We start from the raw sequence: 16,616 nt of genomic DNA, 5'->3' as shown, positions 1-16,616 counted from the left end.
GCCAGCCACTATGTGATTTGAGCCTATAAAAGGCAAGGGATTTATCTTCATATTGCTGCTATAAAGTATATCGCGGTCTTACAGTTATTATTTATTGATGCTCTATATTCGTTAAGGCGTTATTTCATGCTTAGCTACATGAAACTATTAATCTTTATCTTTACATCATTTTTCTTTGCGTCAAATTTACTAGCGGCAGATTCGCCCTTGAATGTTCAAAGTTACTATTCATTAGAAACAAACTTTCTTACAACCACTCCTCAATTTAAGAGAGAGTCATGGGAAACTGTAACCCCAGCTAAGCCTTATCATATAGCTGTATTGATTCCACACCTTAATGACCCCTATTGGATTACTGCTAGCTACGGACTTATCTCTCATGCAAAGGAATTGGGTATTCAATTATCACTCTATTCATTTGGGGGATATGGTAATTTTGGGGATCAACGGCACAAGCTTGTCCAGTTATCAAAAGAGGTTGATGGGATCATTTTAGCAACCGTCGATAACGTTAAAATGGACCAAACCCTACAACAGTTAGACTTGCCTGTTATCGGTCTTATTAACGAGATTAAGTCTTCCGCGATTAAAGCGAAAGCGATGGTTTCATATCAAGATGCGGGTTATGCGGCGGGTAAATATGTTGTCGAAGACTCCATTGGCAAAGATATCAATATCGCGTTTTTTCCCGGGCCTAAGCGGTCAGGTTGGGCCGATGATATGTATGAAGGCTTTTTGGCTGCTATTTCAGAGCTTAAACCGGTTAATCAAACCATAACGATATTTCCTCCGCTGTATGGGGATACTCGTCACAAGGTACAAAGATTGCGAGTATCCACCTTAATTAAAGCGAAAGGCCTAGCTCAGATCGATTATATTGTTGGCAATGCTGTAGCCGCGAAAGAGGCGGCGAAAATATTGAGTGATTTAGGTGAAAGTAGTAGTGCAGAGGTTGTCTCTACTTACATCACTCGAGACATTTATGACGATATAAAGAATGGGAATGTTAAAGCGGCTCCCCATGATCAGACACTCGTAATTTGTCAGTTAGCTATAGATATGATGGTTAAGACCTTGAATGGCCAAAAGCCAGGCGTTGATTTTCCTTATCATGCTAAACCTGATTTTCTAATGATCACAAATAGTAATATCAATGAATATAGTTTTTATAAACTCTTTGGTCCTGCTTACTTTGAGCCAGAAGTAACGGAGTTTAGAACTCGATAACAAGATGGTTTATATATAGAAAAGGCGATCAAAGTGATCGCCTTTTGGGGACAGGAGATAGCAATATTAGCGAGTCGCTGTGTTGTAACTCTGAGCGTTGTTGCTATCGACCCAAATTTCTACGCGGCGATTTTTCTCGCGGCCAAGCTTCGTTAAGTTAGAGGCGATCGGCGCCATTTCACCTAAGCCTATCGAGCGTTGAATATTAATTCCGCGAGCAAGTAGCGCTTGTTCAACGGCTCTTGCACGTTGCAAAGACAGTGTTCTATTTATTACTGGGTCGCCAATACTGTCGGAAAAGCCGATCAACGTGGCTTGCTGACCCGGGTTGGATTCAAAGAATTGAATTACACGCTCCAAGTCGCGTACCGCTTTGTTATCTAAAACTACAGTCCCGCTTTTAAAACGGAAGTTTAGGGATAAACGCTGAGCATTCTTAACGGATTGGATATATTCCTGCGGATAGGTATCCGTTAATACAGGCGTGGTCGGGTAGATATTCTGTGAAATAAAACCAGCTTTCTTAACAACATCTTGCCCCTCTTTAGATAGAACAAAGCTGATAAAACGATGTGCTTCCGATTGCGTGCTGATGGTACTTGGCTCGTAGATATAAAGACGACGAACCAGCGGGTAGTCTTCTGTAGAGATCGTGAAAGAGGTTGGGTAGATCGGTAAACCTTTTTCACCATCAGAGATCGCTAGGGCTTTAGCACGTAAAACATAAGGAAGGCCGATAAAGCCAATAGCTCCTGGGGTTTTACTTACGTTATCCGATAGTTCAACGCTGGATTCTAATCGCTCAGCAGCTTCAGAGAGTTTAACCCCGTGCTTTTTAAGCACCATGGATTTAAATGAGTCCCAAGTGCCCGAGTTGCTATCGCGGGCATATATCTTAACCGCTAGATCAGGGCCGCCTAGCTCGCTCCAGTTAGTAATATTACCGGCAAACAGCTTAGCCAGATCTTCTGTACTGAGGTGAGCAATAGGGTTATCTGGATTAACAATGACTGCCAAACCATCCATCCCAATGATGTGTTCGGTACTTTTAGATTTTAGATTGCCGTAACGGCTTTCTAACTGCTCAACTTCTTTGTCTTTGATTCGACGAGAAGCCATCGCAAGGTCAGTTTTATTTTCTTTTAGGGCTTTAAAGCCCGTGCTAGAACCGTGCGCATGAATTGGGATAACCGAGATCTCTTTTTTACCCGGATAAGTAATCTCCAAGTTGTTTTCGACTTCAATATCACTCGCAACTAAAGTGGATTGCTGGGCTCCTTCACTTGCGTAAAACGCTTTTAGCAATTCTGGCGCAAGTACTTCACCGATCGTATTTGAACCTTGGATGCGAAAAGGTGTTGTTTTAACAATCTCTTCAACTTCGACAACGGGTGCAGCTACAACCGGTGCTGGTTGTATTGCTGGTGGAGTAGTTTCAACTTTCTTAATTTCAGTTATGGCTACTTCAACGGCTTTAGCCGGTTGAGCTGTAGGTGTCTCTGCTGTCGGTTTAGGTTGCTCGGTCACCTGTGCTGCTGTGCTTGTAGGTTTCGGCTCACTTATCTCAGCGATTGGTGCTTTAGCTTCTTGTGTTGTGCTAGAAAATTGGAAAACAGCGAAGCCAAATACCAGTAAAACGACTGCGGCAATACCGTAGAAAATAGGTTTGTCGTTTGGCTCTTTATCCGATTTTTGCTTCTCTTGAGTTGGAATAGGAGCTGGCTTTGGCTCAGGTGGTAGCTCGACTTCTTTAGCCAACTCTAGCTCGTCTGCTTCTAGCAGATCTTTATAGATCTTCTGTAGAGAACGGCTTAGCGGTAGCTCACTGATATCTACATTAAGTAAGATCGCTTTGCGGTAGTCTCTTTCGTGGGTAAAGCGGTGTAGATCTATTTTTTCATGGCCCTGTTTTTCCAGCGCGTTCTTAAACTTCCAGATAAGGTCAAAAACAGTAGTCTTCACAGCAATACTCTCATCTATTTGTGTGGTGATCTGTCACGGAGGCGGCTATTGTAGGGGGTAAAGGTTGCTGCAATATGACAGTGCAGACATATAACTTAAGATCTGTATTAATGAGCTAAATTGATCAGTGAGCAGAGTAATAGGGCATGTTACAAGCACATAAGATAGAGCCTGTGGTGCAAGAGGAAGTGACAGGCTGTGGAATCGCCTCTGTGGCCAATATCGTGGGTAAAACATATGCCGAGATGAAACAGATCGCCAATGCAATGGGGATCTTTGCAGACGACAAATCGCTCTGGTCTCAAACCGATTACGTTCGTCAACTTTTGAAGAGCCAGAATGCCTCAGTTTCAAATATAGAAACGCCGTTTAACACTTGGGAAGAGTTGCCCGATTTAGCGCTTTTATCGATTAAGCACTATCAAGAAGAGGGCAAAGATTTTTGGCATTGGGTTGTGTTTCAAAGGCTAGACGGGAAGCCATTTGTGCTGGATTCAGCAAGCTATCTGGACAGCAAGATCAGAACCGATTTTGATCAAATGCAGCCGAAGTGGTTTATCGAGGTTGGGTTACATATGAATAATTCGGAATTTAGGGAAGGCGAGTAAACACTTTACTTATTTATTCGCCTTATCCACTTCTAACGTATTTGGCTTTTATCTGTGACGCTTTTCAGCTTAGTTTCATGTTTAAAAAGCGGTCCAAATTATCCATGAAATATTGATTAATTTTGGACTTGTTTTGGCTTTGATAAGCACCAAAATTATCCGGCTGGTCATTGAGCTTTTGTTGTTTGGCACTGTATTGCTCTAATGCTAATTCATTCTCTTTCCAGAATTCTTGAATTGCTAGCTCTTGAGGATGTATCGAACCATCTTCGAGTTGTGCTAACGGTTTGTTCTCAAGGTGGTTATCGATCATATCTTGTAAGCTGTAAGGACTATTCCCGCTGCTTTTACCAAACAGGTCAGAAAACTCAGAATACAGATCTTTACTTAAGATTTGCATTTCAGCATAAGTCTGTCGGAGATCATGTTGTAAAAACTCTTTGCCTGCGTATTCGAGCAAATTATCTTTAAAGCCAAAAGATGTGTAATCAATCTGTGCATTTTTAAGAGCTACTTGTTCAAGGCTTTGCAGCAATGAAGAGCCTTTATCCGATTCAGAAATAGCTACTGTGTTGGGTGTTGAGGCACCTTCTTCTATTTGAAGGTCAAAGCTTCGCGCTTGGTAGTCTTTTTCTGGACCTGTAGATTCTATATTCACCCAGCTATTTTTCAGCTGATCTACAATTTGAAAGACTTCATCGCTGATAGGCTCGTCTTGATGCTGAAGCCAATTATCAAGATCTTTTGGAAAGCTTTGTAAACGAGTCAGGCTATTATCAAGTCGATTTAAATTAGCCGTTTGGTCCTGCCAAAACTGCTCAATTTTTTTAACGTCAGACTCGCTCAAATGATCCAGGCCGTGAGTCAAAGAATTTCCAGCCTGCGCGTTATCTAACACCTGATGAAAACTAATCTTATCTATGCTGAGATCATTGAACTCTGTAGCTAAGGATGTAACTTGGCTGAGGTATTGGTTGGCGATATCTTGTCGCTCAGCAATCATCTGTTTGTGATATTCAGCAGCTTGTAGAGCAGCATCACTGCCTTCTTGGTTATAGGCTTTCCATTGAGCATGACTTTGATTGCTCCAGTAACTGATGGAACCGGACTGAGCACCAAAACCAATTAAACTGTCTTCACCAATAAGGCCTTCTTTTACCAAATCGTTAGCTTCTGCTGCGAAATCTGTAGCAGCCGTTTTTATTTGATTATTGGTGTTTAATAAAGATGATCCGTAGACAGCGGAGTATGAATTAATGCTAGACATCTAAGGTTCCTTGAATATTAGCTAAATGTATCTTTTGTACATTTTTAAGCATAAATCATTCCAGAACTAGATAGGCCGTAATTATAGGGATTAAGCAGGTTTCTTTGCTCTGAGGGGAAAGGCTCTTCCGCACGAGTGCGGAAGTTTTTTACCGCTATGTTACCGAAGGGAAGTCTGTAAAGTTGTCGAAGCTAGGTTGTAGGTGAATCTATTTTACGTATGAAGGTGGAGTCTTCTTTAGAATAGTTGACGACGATCACTAGCTAGATTTTGCTTCTTCCTCAATCATTCTTGTCTATACTGCTCTAGCAGCTTGGAAAAAGCTTATAGATTTCAGTGCATAACACTCTCCGGCAACAACAAGAATAAGGAAGCGAAGTATGTCACGAGATAAATTTCGGTTGGTAACCCGTAGTGACTTTGATGGTTTAGTTTGTGCAGTTTTGCTTAAACATCTGGATCTGATTGATGATATTAAATTTGTTCATCCTAAGGATATGCAGGATGGGACAGTCGATATAACCTCCAACGACATCACCACAAACCTGCCGTATGTCGAAGCTGCTCATCTTGTATTTGATCACCATCTATCTGAAACCATTCGAAATAAAGGCGAGAGAGAAAACCACATCATCGATCCCGAAGCCCCATCAGCTGCAAGAGTGGTGTGGCTACATTACGGCGGCATCGATGGTTTCCCCGATGAATGGACCGACATGATGGAAGCGGTCGATAAGGGCGACTCGGCGCAATATAACCAAGAAGAAGTTCTGAACCCTAAGGGGTGGGAACTGCTCAATTTCTTGATGGATGCCCGTACCGGTCTTGGCCGTTTTAGAGAGTTTAGAATCTCCAACTACAACCTGATGATGGACCTGATCGATTACTGCAAAGATCACAATATCGATGAGATCCTAGCGCTGCCGGATGTAAAAGAAAGGGTCGACCTTTACTTTGAGCAAGAAGCGAAATTTAAAGACCAGATCAAACGTTGTGCTACCGTACATGGCAACCTCGTTGTTCTAGATCTGCGAAACGAAGAGACTATTTACGCCGGTAACCGTTTTGTTATCTATGCCTTATTCCCTGAATGTAATATCTCCATCCATGTCCTTTGGGGCCTTAAACAACAGAACACTGTATTTGCGACCGGTAAGTCGATCTTTGATCGAGGCTCTAAAACCAATGTGGGCGAGCTGATGCTGAAATATGGAGGTGGTGGACATCACGCTGCGGGTACTTGTCAGGTTGAGAATGACGCCGCTGAATCAACTTTAAATGAGTTGATCGGTCAGATTAATCAAGATGGTTAATATCGTTTATAGAAGAATAAAAAAACCGAGCTAATACCCGCTCGGTTTTTTTATTTAGATCATAGTGACGCTGTATTCCCTATAGGTGATAATTAATTGTTGATCGTTAAATCAGTTATGTAGTTTTAGTCATGCCTAAAGTCTCGCTATTTCTAATAGCCTTATGTCTATCAAGCTTCCTTAGAGCAGAACCCTTTGAAAGAACCCTTCGTTTAGGTTGCGTTCAATGGCCACCGTACATATCTGACAAGTTACCGGGTAAGGGGTTTTTAGCTGAGTTAAGTGATTTGATCGTCACCGCCTCTAATCAACACCTTGATGTTGTGATTATGCCTTGGAAAAGGGTGGTTAAGGGCGTTGATACGGGTGATCTAGATGGCTCGCTTTGTATGTTCAAAACAGAAGAGCGCAAATCACGAATGCACTATATCGAGCCACCGCTTCTGATCGAGCAAACCGTAGTTTTCCATCGCAGAGAGTTTACCCCTGAAATTGAAAAGCTAGCTGACTTAAACAATTACTATCTAGGGATTTTGGATGGCTCAGGTTATCAGAAGGATGAGTTTATTCAGAAACACCCGAAACTAACGGTCGTAAACTCCTTTGAAAATATGTTCAAAATGTTGGCGAAAGGCCGAGTGGATATAGTGCTAGCCGAATATCGTAACGGTATGGCAGTCATAGCGGATACGCCTTCACTCGATTTCGAACAATTCTCCGTATTACCCTACTCCTATCAACATACAGACGTTCATATTGTTATCTCCCACAATGCATTCAATAGTGAGGAGCTAGCAAATAATCTAAACAAAGTCGCAGGAGACGTTATCAAAAGCGCCTCCGCAAAAGCGCTATATGAACGTCATGGTATTTTGGAGCTGCCGGAGCTTAAGCCGCTAACTCCTTAATATCCTTGTCATCGCTTAACGCCTTAATAAGCACCTGCCGCATAATGCAGTTCGTAACTGTGGCTGTAGATTTCGAGAATATTGCCAAACGGATCTTCCATGTAAATCATGCGGTAAGGCTTTTCACCAGGGAAGTAATAGCGTGGTTTAGCCATACGTTTTTTACCGCCAGCTGCGACAATCTTTTCTGCTAGACCTTCGACATCAGGGTCCTGAACGCAGAAGTGGAAGATGCCCGTTTTCCAGTATTCAAAATTATTTTCAGGATTCTCCTGATTTTTGAACTGGAACAGCTCAACGCCAATGCGATCGCCTGTTGATAGGTGTGCGATTCTAAAAGAGCCCCAATTAGGGCCAAACACGTCGGTACACATCTCACCTATGGCACTGTCATCTTCAGTTATCTCAGTTGGTTCCATAATCAGATACCAACCTAGAACCTCTGTATAGAATTTCACTGCGGCTTCAAGGTCAGGTACAGAGATACCAATATGAGAGAACGTACGTGGGTAAGGTTGATTCATCGTTATGCTCCAACAAGATTTATTGGAAGCAGTTTATAAAGAGGCTATCCTTATTAAAAATTATCATTTGAAATCAAAATAATAATTTATTGTTATGATTAATCCGCATCATCTCCGAACTTTTATTACCCTTGTTGAAACGCAACATTTCACGAAAACGGCTGAGTTATTACATATGACGCAACCGGGGGTTAGCCAGCATATTAAGAAATTAGAGGCTCATCTAAATTGCCAGATTATCAGTCGCTTTGGTAAAAAGTTTGAACTCACTGAAGCGGGTGAAGAGTTGTATGAGTTCGCGCAAAAACAGTTTCAGGAAGAGTCCGCTCTTTTAGATAGATTAACAGACGTTCAAGCAGAGACGGGTGAAATTAAACTCGCCTGTTCAGGATCAATGGTGACAAAGCTATACCCTGATCTACTGCAATTACAGAAGCGTTATCCAGATCTAAGCATCAGTATGGAAGCGGCTCCCAATCATGAAATCCTTAAACAGATAAAAGACAACAGAGCCGATCTGGGTTTGGTTACCCAACTGATCAATGATGTTGAATTAGAACAGGGTCTTCTTGGGCATGATCCATTGTGCCTCGTTATACCTAAAGGATTTGACGCCGATTGGGATGGATTAATGGCGTTAGGCTTTATCAATCACCCAGACGGCCACCATTACGCTGTGCAGATATTGGAGAATAATTTTGCTGAACATTTCAGAGGGATGGGAGAGATAAAACAGTCGGGGTATATCAATCAGTTAAGCCAGATCTTACTGCCAGTGGCTGAAGGCTTGGGATTTACCGTATTGCCAGAATCCTCGATTGTGTGGTCTGCTTATTATGAAGCCATCGAAATTGCTGACTTAACCGAAGTTGTGAAAGAGCCTGTCTATCGAGTACAGAAAAAATACCGTCCACTTCCTAAACGTTATGAATTGCTTGAAGGTGTTCTGAAAAAGCACTTTGAAAGCTAAGCGGGTTTTGGCATGTTGATTTTTAGAAGAACCGAAATATTTGATGGTGAGTAAAGCAGCCTAATGAGAAAAAGTTTAAAAAAGAAGATCATCGAAGTCTGCGATAAGAAGATTGCGAGTAAGGGAGACAATGTAGGTATCTCGTTCTATGCATTCTTCAAAAACAAAAATGATGATCCAGACCTATTAATGGAAGCTGCCGAGTGGTGGATCAAAACTCACCAGCTTGATCACTTTGAGAAGGCTGTGAAGATTAGGGAAATGGTTGAGTCTAACTAGCCATAGCACTGTCTACATTACCGTGTGTAACAAGTACCTGTTCTAGTAACCCAAGCATCATCAGCGAGCTTCCTAGATGTGGAAGCACCTCTATGCTGATGTGCTTATTGTTCATCGATGCTTTCTCGGCTTCTTGGGGGATATCTTCATGAACATGTATACCGGCTGATAAAAAGTAGGGCAGTATTTTTATGTCAGTCGATCCTTGTTGGATACACTTTTCTATTGCTTCCTCGATCGAAGGGCGCGCTAATTCTAGAAATGCGGTCTCTATAATCGGGTATTCATTTTCAATCTTTTTCTGGAGTGAAGCCGTTAACTCAAGGACTTCGTTGTTAGAACGTTCACGTCTACTACCGTGGGCCACAATGACGAGTGACTTCATCATATTTCCTGTCAATGTTGGGTTATATGTACAACTAAACTAAGTTCAGAATTGAGCTTTATTCACCCGCCAAGGTTTTCCCTCGCAAGTGTGATAATGCTTACATGTTTTTCTACAGCCTCTGCATGGAAGTCTGTTATTGGAAGGGGTCTTGTTTGTACTAGATGAATCAGGAGTGGTTTTCATGCATCACCGGCTTCTATTGACTGGTTAAGCATTTACTTACGCGGGTGGAATCTGTTTGGATCAGAATTGGGTGAGTAGAAAGCCGTTTTTATTTGATCCTAATTATCCTTACTTAGCTTTCTAAGAGTGGGGGGAATTAAGGGAAATGATCTCATTAAGCCAATTCCCTTTAATGATCTATTCTGCCAGAGCTAATTCTGCCATTTTCATTGTGCTGTCAAAGGATTCGCAGCCTGCAATAAATAAGCCGTTATGGCAGAACATCGCATCGCTTATGCCCGTCTCATCTTGCAGTGCTTTACCGGATAATCCAGCCCATGATTTAGGCAATGATTTTTTATCCTCAAAAGAGCCAGGTTTAACTGGAATGGCCTGAATACGCCACTGACCTGTATCTGAAGGGTAAACGATATACAAAGCCTCTTTTGATAGAGCGTGTACGGTTCTTTTCCAAGGGGTATATTGCTCTAACACAATTACTCGAGGGTCTTCGGCATTCTCTATGGCTTTAGCTACGATATCTTTGGCGCTAATGCCACCGTCAGCCGATGCAATAAAGCGGTTTAACACACGAGAAGCAAAATCAACCGCTTCATCAAAGCCCTCATCGAAATGAGTCTCTTCCTGCCAAGTTGGGTTAAACATAGAGATCGTTTGGCTAAGGCTCACTCCTTTAGCAACGCCGTCACCATAACCGCAATCGATCGCATCAATGGCAGAAACCAGATCAGCATCCACCGCTTGAGCGACTTCAGCATTGCCTTGGCAGATCTCAACGCCATACTTCTGCCAAATCAATCCAAATGAGGAGTAGGGAATACCGTTCTCACGTTCACCGGCACCGCCGCGTTGATGATGATCAAACCGACCTGTGTCAGGGTCATACTCACCCCCGACATCAACCACGATATCAGCCTGACGGATAAGCTCTTCATCACGCGTACGGATCAGCTTAAAAGAAGGAAAAATAGCTCTAAGTGCAGCGATACTAAAAACATCATCTGCATGAAAATTACCGCTGTGCGTTACTATCGTGATATCAGGCATTTCTATTGCGTCATTTGAGTGTGGAAAGAAGGCCGCTAACCAAACCCTCATGGTTAGGCTCGCTATTGCGACGTGATCTTCATCGTCTAATTGATGAGGCGGATACTATACGAAGGTAACAGAGAAGAATAGGGGGCTTCTGTATCTAGTGACTCTAGCTATAACTGCTGATAGTGGTCAGTGTTTATCTGGATTTTTGAGACAGGCATACTCCTTTAATGTCTTAATCTAGCTCCTTAAGCGCTGCAATGACTTTCTTGCGTTGAGCCGTGATTATATCGAGTTTCTTATTCAGGAGGTTTCTTTCTGTTTCATCTTGTTCATCAGCCATTTTTTCTTTTAGTTGTTTCTTTTTCTTTTTTAACTTTTGCTGGATGTCTTTAAGGCATCTCTTTCGTTCACCCTTTTTCAGCTTCTCATCGTTGAGATATTCTTGGGTGATTTCTAAAAGCTTAAGCAGTTTCACAATCTTAACTCCAATCAATCCATAATGAGATATTATTTGCTTTCTTCGAGAATTTCGGCAACTTCATCATCGTTAAGTGCCACGCTGCGCACCGCCTCATTCATATCCAAATTTCCACTAGCGAATAGGGACTCACCCATTTGGATCAGGTTTTTGGCAACACCATAAGCATAGTTGGCGTCATTCATCATTGATGTTGCCATGACTGCAGTGATTTTTTTGTCGCGAATCAGCCTTTCCATCTCACCGTTTACAGTCACGTCATTTGCTTTCATATCAAGCTTTAGATTATCTAGAGAAAGAATGTTTGAAGAGTCTTCGTCATCATTGCGAATATTATCCAGTTCACGCATCAGGTTACCCAGTTGAATACGGAACTTGTTGTATTCTGCTCGGATATGACAGTTTGGGGAGAGAATGTACTGTGAAAGGTTTTTGTTCATGTGCTTGGTATCTTTAATTGCCTCCACAATGTCTCGCCCTGCTGCGCGCAGCCTGAACAGCTCATCACTTTGTTCCGGGGTCATATTCGATTGCGCGCTACTGATGAACTTTACGATGTCACTGTAGAGCCCTTTGATACTCTTTTCATACTCGTCGTCAAAATCGATTGGAATCACGTTATTGTCTTGTCTGACGACATCTTCAAGATCTTTATCCGACAAAATATCATCTCGATGTAAACTCAAGCCGTGGGCGAGGATGGCGAATGCGTTGTCATACAATCTCAATGTCTCTTTACGCACTGCCTCTATCGCTGTGTCTGGTAGCTCTTCAACTGCCTCATTGAGATAGATAGGTTTTTCTCTGGGCTGCATTGTTTCAGGCATAGCTTTAATCAAAGAGTTGGCCAGTTTCTCGATGAAAGGCATCATCGCAACCACACCGATTGCATTGAAAATGGTGTGAAATACGGCCAGCTTCAAGGTGTAATCATCTGCGTCAATACCAACCCAAGCACTGAACCCATCTACAAGATTGGCAATCTGGTAGATAAACACAATGGCGATGAACGCAGTGACAATATTAAATATCAAGTGGGCTACAGCAAGACGTTTACCCTGCACATTGGCACTCAACGAGCCAATGATGGCCGTGATAGTGGTACCTATATTGGCACCAATTGCTAAGGCCAAAGCGTTTTCATAGGTGATTTGCTGTGCCGCCAGCGCGGTAATTATGATTACCAAGGTTGCATGACTGGACTGCATAATCACAGTCGCGGCGACACCAATAAGGGTGAAAAGCATAATCCCGGCATAGCCCGAAACAGCAAAAGCTGTCAGATCAATGGTATCGCGAAAGGCCTCAAAACCCTCTTTCATATGGTGGATGCCAAGGAATAGGAAACCGAGCCCCGCAAGAATATAGCCGATGCCATTCATCGTTCTCGATTTCTGGAAAATCAGAATAACTCCGAATACCAGCATTGGCATAGCGTAGGCGGAAATCTTTACCTTCATGCCCAAGCCAGCAATTAACCAAGCGCCGGTGGTAGTGCCAAGGTTGGCACCAAAAATAATTCCTATTCCGGCGGCTAAGCCAATAAGACCGGCACTTAAGAAAGAGATAGTAATAACTGAAACCAATGAGCTGGATTGCATAACAGAGGTGCTGACCACACCAAATGTCAGTGATTTCCATGGACCATCGGTCGTTTTTCGCAGTATTCGCTCCAATACTCCGCCAGTGAAGGATTTGAAGCCTTCTTCAAGGGCAAGCATCCCGAAAAGGAAAATAGCAACGCCGGCAGCAATTTCCTTGAAGTTCGGACTGATCCAGAAACCCCAAGCCAAAATCGCAAGCATGGTGAATAAAATTATCTTCCTGAACATTTACGAGAGTTGCCCCTTTCGATTTTTAAAAATAACCAGTCTAAAAGGTAGAATTACATTGAGTATTTAACTTATTGAAAAATAGGCTATATCTATATTTCTAGCATCATTCCTCGTAATGTGAAGAAAAGAATGGCTGCCATGATGCCTGCCGCGGGGACGGTGATGACCCAGGCCGCAGCGATTTTTAACAATGCCGAACGTTTAACTAACTCCGTACGGTAGATTTTTTTCAGACTTTTGCGCTCTTTCTTGTTCAGTTCAGCAGACGCTTTGTGCTCTTTTAGCTGTTTAAGCAGCAGGCCTTTTTCTTCGATGCTCGCATTCTCGAATGTATCGATGAACTGCTGAACCTTCTCTTCGTCTTCTTCTGGATGGTGTGCGTGTATCTCTGCGATTTTCTTCGCATAGTTGGCTTTCAAATACTCACGCAAGAAGCCAACACCGAAAACACCACCAACGGCAATATGGGTTGAAGATACTGGTAGTCCTAGCTGGGAAGCTATGATTACGGTAATCGCTGCTGCCATTGCGATTGAGAAAGCGCGCATCTGGTTGAGTTCTGTGATTTCAGAACCTACCGTTTTGATCAGTTTCGGACCGTATAAGGCTAAGCCAAGCGCGATACCAAGGGCACCAATCATCATTACCCATATTGGAATACTGGCCTTGGCAGATACTTCACCACTCATAATGGCATCATTTATGGCTGCAAGCGGGCCAACCGCATTAGCAACGTCATTCGCACCATGAGCAAAGCTCAACAGTGCCGCGGCAAAAATCAAAGGAATGGTAAATAAAGAGTTAACGGCATCCTTAGTGTTCTCAAGTTTATCGGCAGCAGATTTGATCATGGGTTTTACAATTACATAGACGACAGCCGCTGCTGCTGCACCAATAATTGCCGCAGTGGCAAAGTCTAGCTTCCAGATTTTCTTCAGACCTTTCAGGGCAAGGTAAGTAGAGAATGCCCAAGCCATGACAGTCACTAAAATAGGCACCCATTTTTTCGCTGCGGCAATCATGTCGCTTTGATACGTAATGTTCTTTTTGATGAACATAAGGAAGGAGGCTGCAATCACCCCACCCATAACCGGAGAGATAACCCAGCTGGCGGCAATCATGCCCATTTTGTCCCAGTTGGCGACGGCAACGCCCCCAGCAGCCATACCGGCACCTAATACGCCACCCACAATGGAGTGGGTAGTCGAAACAGGTGCACCTAATGACGTGGCGATATTAAGCCATATAGCCGCAGAGAGAAGGGCGGCCATCATTAGCCAGATAAACGTATCCGCATCCTGAATTATTTCAGGATTAATGATCCCTTTTTTGATCGTACTAACGACATCACCACCGGCCAGTAAAGCCCCCGCAGCTTCGAAAACTGCAGCAATGATAATGGCACCGGTCAATGATAATGCCTTGGAACCAACGGCTGGACCAACGTTATTTGCCACATCATTAGCACCGATATTCATCGCCATATAACCACCGATCATGGCCGCTGCAACAAGCATTATTCCGTTTGGAACGTTACCCACTGTCGAGTAACTGTACATAATGACCCCTACAATGAAGAGGATTGCGTAGCCCAGCCTGACGATTTCAGGTCTGCCGAAGAGTGTAGCCTGCTCTAGTTTGTCGAGTTGGTTGATATCCACTTCTGTTTTACTCCTCAGGTTCATGAATAAATGGACGAATTATCAGGAATTATCATGTAGCCCCGAAGTGTTCCGTTCGTCACGAAATAGAAATATATGATTAACAAATTTAACTTTCTGTATGGTTTAAAACCATTGGGTAGATCAATAAAACAGGCTTTAAATAAATCCGAGAAGGTGAGTTTTTGGTAAATGGGAGTCAGATTTTTAAAGGGGGGATCGGAGCAATGGTTTTTCCTAGCCGCAGCCGTCCGGTTAAACATATTTTGCTATGTGCTTTGAATATCCTGTAATGCTAGACTGAGAACAGAAATTAATCGGAGGCTCTATGTCAGCTGCATTCGAAAGAGTTATTGATGAAATAGACTCCTTGTCCCCAAAGGAGAAGGCGCTTGTAGCTCATCGTCTGATTGAATCACTGGATTCGGCACAGGATGAGGGTTCTGAGCAAGCTTGGAAAGAATTAGTTGAAAAGCGTCATGATGCTTTGTTATCTGGCGAAGCTAAAGCGATATCTTGGGAAGAGATAAAACAGCAGGTAAAGTAAAGGGCTAGGATGCCAGAGATCAAATTTCACCCGGATGTGAGCCAAGAAGTCAGAACTGCATACCAATGGTATGAAGAGCAAGCCCAAGGGTTAGGCGATGACTTTCTTATCTAGCTTGAATATTCATTTAGGCTTATCCGAGAACAACCAATTACGTGGCCTGTTTTTAGTGCAAGAACACGTCGGTTCCTTCTAAATAAATTCCCTTTTTCAGTCATCTATACCCCATCTACAGAAGTCATTTTGGTCTTGGCTGTTATGCATAACCGGCAAAAGCCGGGGTATTGGGAGGAGCGGAAAGGTGTATAGGTTGGGAATAAATTTTTTACTTTGAAGCCTTTAATATGTTTTGATGTAGGCTATTTGGTAGTGGACCAAAAATCAGCAAGTTCTGCACAATGCAAGACCTAATCCCATTGTTATGCTGTATCTAGTGATTGGTAGTTACAACAACTGATAGTGGTTAGTATTGCGCTTAATCACAGTAACCACTTTTACCCTTTTAATTTTCCGGTTCGAGGTACGTCAGATCTCTTTGGTATGTTGAAAAAAGTTTATCTATTTCACCCTCCTTTATAAGCTGATGTAAATTCCTATTTAGAGCGTTTAATAGCTCTGAGTTACCCTTTTTTACGGATATACCAACCGGAGCTCCTTGTTCACTTAGTTCTATAATCTTAACTCTAATCCCTATATCTTTTGCTAAGTAATACCCTACTGAACGAGGCATAATTGCTGCAGCAATTAAGTCTTTATTGAGTAAGTTCATGGACTCTCTCTTACTATCAGTTTGCATTATTCTGAAAGAATCTCTAACACGTTGATTCGTCCAATTGTTTTCGATTAGAGAGTGTCTATCGCCCGATATTATCTGACCATATAAATCATTTACTTCAGTTAGATCAGTTCTGTCTGCTTTAACAAAAATTGCGGTATAGCGATTGTAGTAGGGGTAAGAGAAGTCAAAGTATTTTAGCCGCAATTCATTTATCTCCATGCCTATTACGCAATCCAATTCAGAAAAGCGAAGTAAGCTTACGATATCGTCCCAATGACCATGTTTAATCGATAAATTGAGATTTCCCCTTTTCGCAATCAATTTTATGACGTCAACATCAATCCCGGAGTATTTATTCTGTTCTAAATACTGAAAAGGGGGATAGCCAATGGCCATACCACAAAGAATTGGGTCATCTTCATTAGCCAGGCCTGATAGGGGCATTAATAAAAATAGAAGAGCTAAAATGCTTGTGAGGCTTTTACTAGCTTTTAGAGACTTACTCCCTTTTATCGAATCTACTGCATTCACTTTTATGGCTTCTCCAAAGGGGCATGTCTACTAATTGTAGCTGAAGTGTGAAGTGAAGAATAAAAGATTATAGGGACTATTTTTCATTCTTATTAATGGCCAGGTGAGTTCATCAAATA

At 42.4% G+C, this 16,616-nt stretch carries 16 protein-coding genes; 7 read left to right on the top strand and 9 right to left on the bottom strand.

Annotated elements, in window-relative coordinates; genetic code table 11:
• The first annotated feature begins 126 nt into the window (after positions 1–126).
• Positions 127–1,227: a TMAO reductase system periplasmic protein TorT gene (torT, locus tag ACMXYU_RS09720; protein WP_415898491.1), complete on the top strand. Its 1,101-nt coding sequence runs from the start codon at positions 127–129 to the stop codon at positions 1,225–1,227.
• A gap of 66 nt (positions 1,228–1,293) precedes the next feature.
• Here the strand turns inward: torT and ACMXYU_RS09715 are convergent, their stop codons facing one another.
• Positions 1,294–3,189: a phosphate ABC transporter substrate-binding/OmpA family protein gene (locus ACMXYU_RS09715; protein WP_415898490.1), complete on the bottom strand. Its 1,896-nt coding sequence runs from the start codon at positions 3,187–3,189 to the stop codon at positions 1,294–1,296.
• A 146-nt stretch (positions 3,190–3,335) separates the two neighbouring features.
• On the opposite strand from ACMXYU_RS09715, the gene ACMXYU_RS09710 reads away from it, so the two are divergent.
• Complete coding sequence (locus ACMXYU_RS09710) at positions 3,336–3,797, top strand: hypothetical protein (RefSeq protein WP_415898489.1); 462 nt, start codon at positions 3,336–3,338, stop codon at positions 3,795–3,797.
• A 64-nt stretch (positions 3,798–3,861) separates the two neighbouring features.
• Here ACMXYU_RS09710 and ACMXYU_RS09705 read toward each other — a convergent pair whose 3' ends face one another.
• On the bottom strand, positions 3,862–5,064 hold the full coding sequence (locus ACMXYU_RS09705; protein WP_415898488.1) for a hypothetical protein: 1,203 nt from the start codon (positions 5,062–5,064) through the stop codon (positions 3,862–3,864).
• Positions 5,065–5,444: 380 nt separating this feature from the next.
• On the opposite strand from ACMXYU_RS09705, the gene ACMXYU_RS09700 reads away from it, so the two are divergent.
• Both ACMXYU_RS09700 and ACMXYU_RS09695 read left to right on the top strand, forming a co-directional pair.
• Positions 5,445–6,377: an exopolyphosphatase gene (locus tag ACMXYU_RS09700; RefSeq protein ID WP_415898487.1), complete on the top strand. Its 933-nt coding sequence runs from the start codon at positions 5,445–5,447 to the stop codon at positions 6,375–6,377.
• A gap of 131 nt (positions 6,378–6,508) precedes the next feature.
• Positions 6,509–7,285: a substrate-binding periplasmic protein gene (locus tag ACMXYU_RS09695; RefSeq protein WP_415898486.1), complete on the top strand. Its 777-nt coding sequence runs from the start codon at positions 6,509–6,511 to the stop codon at positions 7,283–7,285.
• 23 nt (positions 7,286–7,308) lie between these two features.
• Here the strand turns inward: ACMXYU_RS09695 and ACMXYU_RS09690 are convergent, their stop codons facing one another.
• Positions 7,309–7,809, bottom strand: coding sequence for a lactoylglutathione lyase family protein (locus ACMXYU_RS09690; protein ID WP_415891779.1), 501 nt, complete (start codon positions 7,807–7,809; stop codon positions 7,309–7,311).
• Positions 7,810–7,903: 94 nt separating this feature from the next.
• Here ACMXYU_RS09690 and ACMXYU_RS09685 point away from each other — a divergent pair, with 94 nt between their 5' ends.
• A complete protein-coding gene (locus ACMXYU_RS09685; RefSeq protein ID WP_415898485.1) occupies positions 7,904–8,779 on the top strand; it encodes a LysR family transcriptional regulator in 876 nt (291 codons plus the stop codon).
• A 63-nt stretch (positions 8,780–8,842) separates the two neighbouring features.
• On the top strand, positions 8,843–9,058 hold the full coding sequence (locus tag ACMXYU_RS09680) for a DUF6500 family protein (protein ID WP_415898484.1): 216 nt from the start codon (positions 8,843–8,845) through the stop codon (positions 9,056–9,058).
• Here ACMXYU_RS09680 and ACMXYU_RS09675 read toward each other — a convergent pair.
• The 5 genes from ACMXYU_RS09675 to ACMXYU_RS09655 form a co-directional block, all read right to left on the bottom strand.
• A complete protein-coding gene (locus tag ACMXYU_RS09675; protein ID WP_415898483.1) occupies positions 9,051–9,443 on the bottom strand; it encodes a sirohydrochlorin chelatase in 393 nt (130 codons plus the stop codon). The genes ACMXYU_RS09680 and ACMXYU_RS09675 overlap by 8 nt on opposite strands.
• Positions 9,444–9,806: 363 nt before the next feature.
• Positions 9,807–10,676 (bottom strand): MYG1 family protein, encoded by an 870-nt coding sequence (locus tag ACMXYU_RS09670; protein ID WP_415898482.1) that lies wholly within the window; start codon positions 10,674–10,676, stop codon positions 9,807–9,809.
• Between the two features lie 223 nt (positions 10,677–10,899).
• Positions 10,900–11,142: a hypothetical protein gene (locus ACMXYU_RS09665; RefSeq protein WP_415898481.1), complete on the bottom strand. Its 243-nt coding sequence runs from the start codon at positions 11,140–11,142 to the stop codon at positions 10,900–10,902.
• A gap of 32 nt (positions 11,143–11,174) precedes the next feature.
• Positions 11,175–12,977, bottom strand: coding sequence for a Na/Pi cotransporter family protein (locus ACMXYU_RS09660; protein ID WP_415898480.1), 1,803 nt, complete (start codon positions 12,975–12,977; stop codon positions 11,175–11,177).
• Between the two features lie 92 nt (positions 12,978–13,069).
• A complete protein-coding gene (locus tag ACMXYU_RS09655) occupies positions 13,070–14,641 on the bottom strand; it encodes an inorganic phosphate transporter (protein WP_415898479.1) in 1,572 nt (523 codons plus the stop codon).
• Positions 14,642–14,969: 328 nt separating this feature from the next.
• Between ACMXYU_RS09655 and ACMXYU_RS09650 the strand changes: the two genes are divergently transcribed.
• Positions 14,970–15,188 (top strand): addiction module protein, encoded by a 219-nt coding sequence (locus ACMXYU_RS09650; protein ID WP_415898478.1) that lies wholly within the window; start codon positions 14,970–14,972, stop codon positions 15,186–15,188.
• Between the two features lie 502 nt (positions 15,189–15,690).
• Here ACMXYU_RS09650 and ACMXYU_RS09645 read toward each other — a convergent pair.
• The gene (locus tag ACMXYU_RS09645; RefSeq protein WP_415898477.1) at positions 15,691–16,497 is read right to left on the bottom strand and encodes a transporter substrate-binding domain-containing protein; all 807 of its coding nucleotides are present in this window, start codon (positions 16,495–16,497) and stop codon (positions 15,691–15,693) included.
• Positions 16,498–16,616: the final 119 nt, after the last annotated feature.

This window comes from Neptuniibacter sp. QD48_11 (assembly GCF_047778095.1).
Classification (GTDB): Bacteria; Pseudomonadota; Gammaproteobacteria; order Pseudomonadales; family Balneatricaceae; genus Neptuniibacter.
This window is presented reverse-complemented; position numbering and strand designations above follow the sequence as displayed.

What these genes read in the sequence shown, in the direction of transcription:
- torT (WP_415898491.1), top strand. Translation starts at nt 127, where the DNA reads ATGCTTAGCTACATGAAACTATTAATCTTTATCTTTACATCATTTTTC.
- ACMXYU_RS09710 (WP_415898489.1), top strand. Translation starts at nt 3,336, where the DNA reads ATGTTACAAGCACATAAGATAGAGCCTGTGGTGCAAGAGGAAGTGACA.
- ACMXYU_RS09705 (WP_415898488.1), bottom strand. Translation starts at nt 5,064, where the DNA reads ATGTCTAGCATTAATTCATACTCCGCTGTCTACGGATCATCTTTATTA.
- ACMXYU_RS09700 (WP_415898487.1), top strand. Translation starts at nt 5,445, where the DNA reads ATGTCACGAGATAAATTTCGGTTGGTAACCCGTAGTGACTTTGATGGT.
- ACMXYU_RS09695 (WP_415898486.1), top strand. Translation starts at nt 6,509, where the DNA reads ATGCCTAAAGTCTCGCTATTTCTAATAGCCTTATGTCTATCAAGCTTC.
- ACMXYU_RS09690 (WP_415891779.1), bottom strand. Translation starts at nt 7,809, where the DNA reads ATGAATCAACCTTACCCACGTACGTTCTCTCATATTGGTATCTCTGTA.
- ACMXYU_RS09685 (WP_415898485.1), top strand. Translation starts at nt 7,904, where the DNA reads ATGATTAATCCGCATCATCTCCGAACTTTTATTACCCTTGTTGAAACG.
- ACMXYU_RS09680 (WP_415898484.1), top strand. Translation starts at nt 8,843, where the DNA reads ATGAGAAAAAGTTTAAAAAAGAAGATCATCGAAGTCTGCGATAAGAAG.
- ACMXYU_RS09675 (WP_415898483.1), bottom strand. Translation starts at nt 9,443, where the DNA reads ATGAAGTCACTCGTCATTGTGGCCCACGGTAGTAGACGTGAACGTTCT.
- ACMXYU_RS09670 (WP_415898482.1), bottom strand. Translation starts at nt 10,676, where the DNA reads ATGCCTGATATCACGATAGTAACGCACAGCGGTAATTTTCATGCAGAT.
- ACMXYU_RS09660 (WP_415898480.1), bottom strand. Translation starts at nt 12,977, where the DNA reads ATGTTCAGGAAGATAATTTTATTCACCATGCTTGCGATTTTGGCTTGG.
- ACMXYU_RS09650 (WP_415898478.1), top strand. Translation starts at nt 14,970, where the DNA reads ATGTCAGCTGCATTCGAAAGAGTTATTGATGAAATAGACTCCTTGTCC.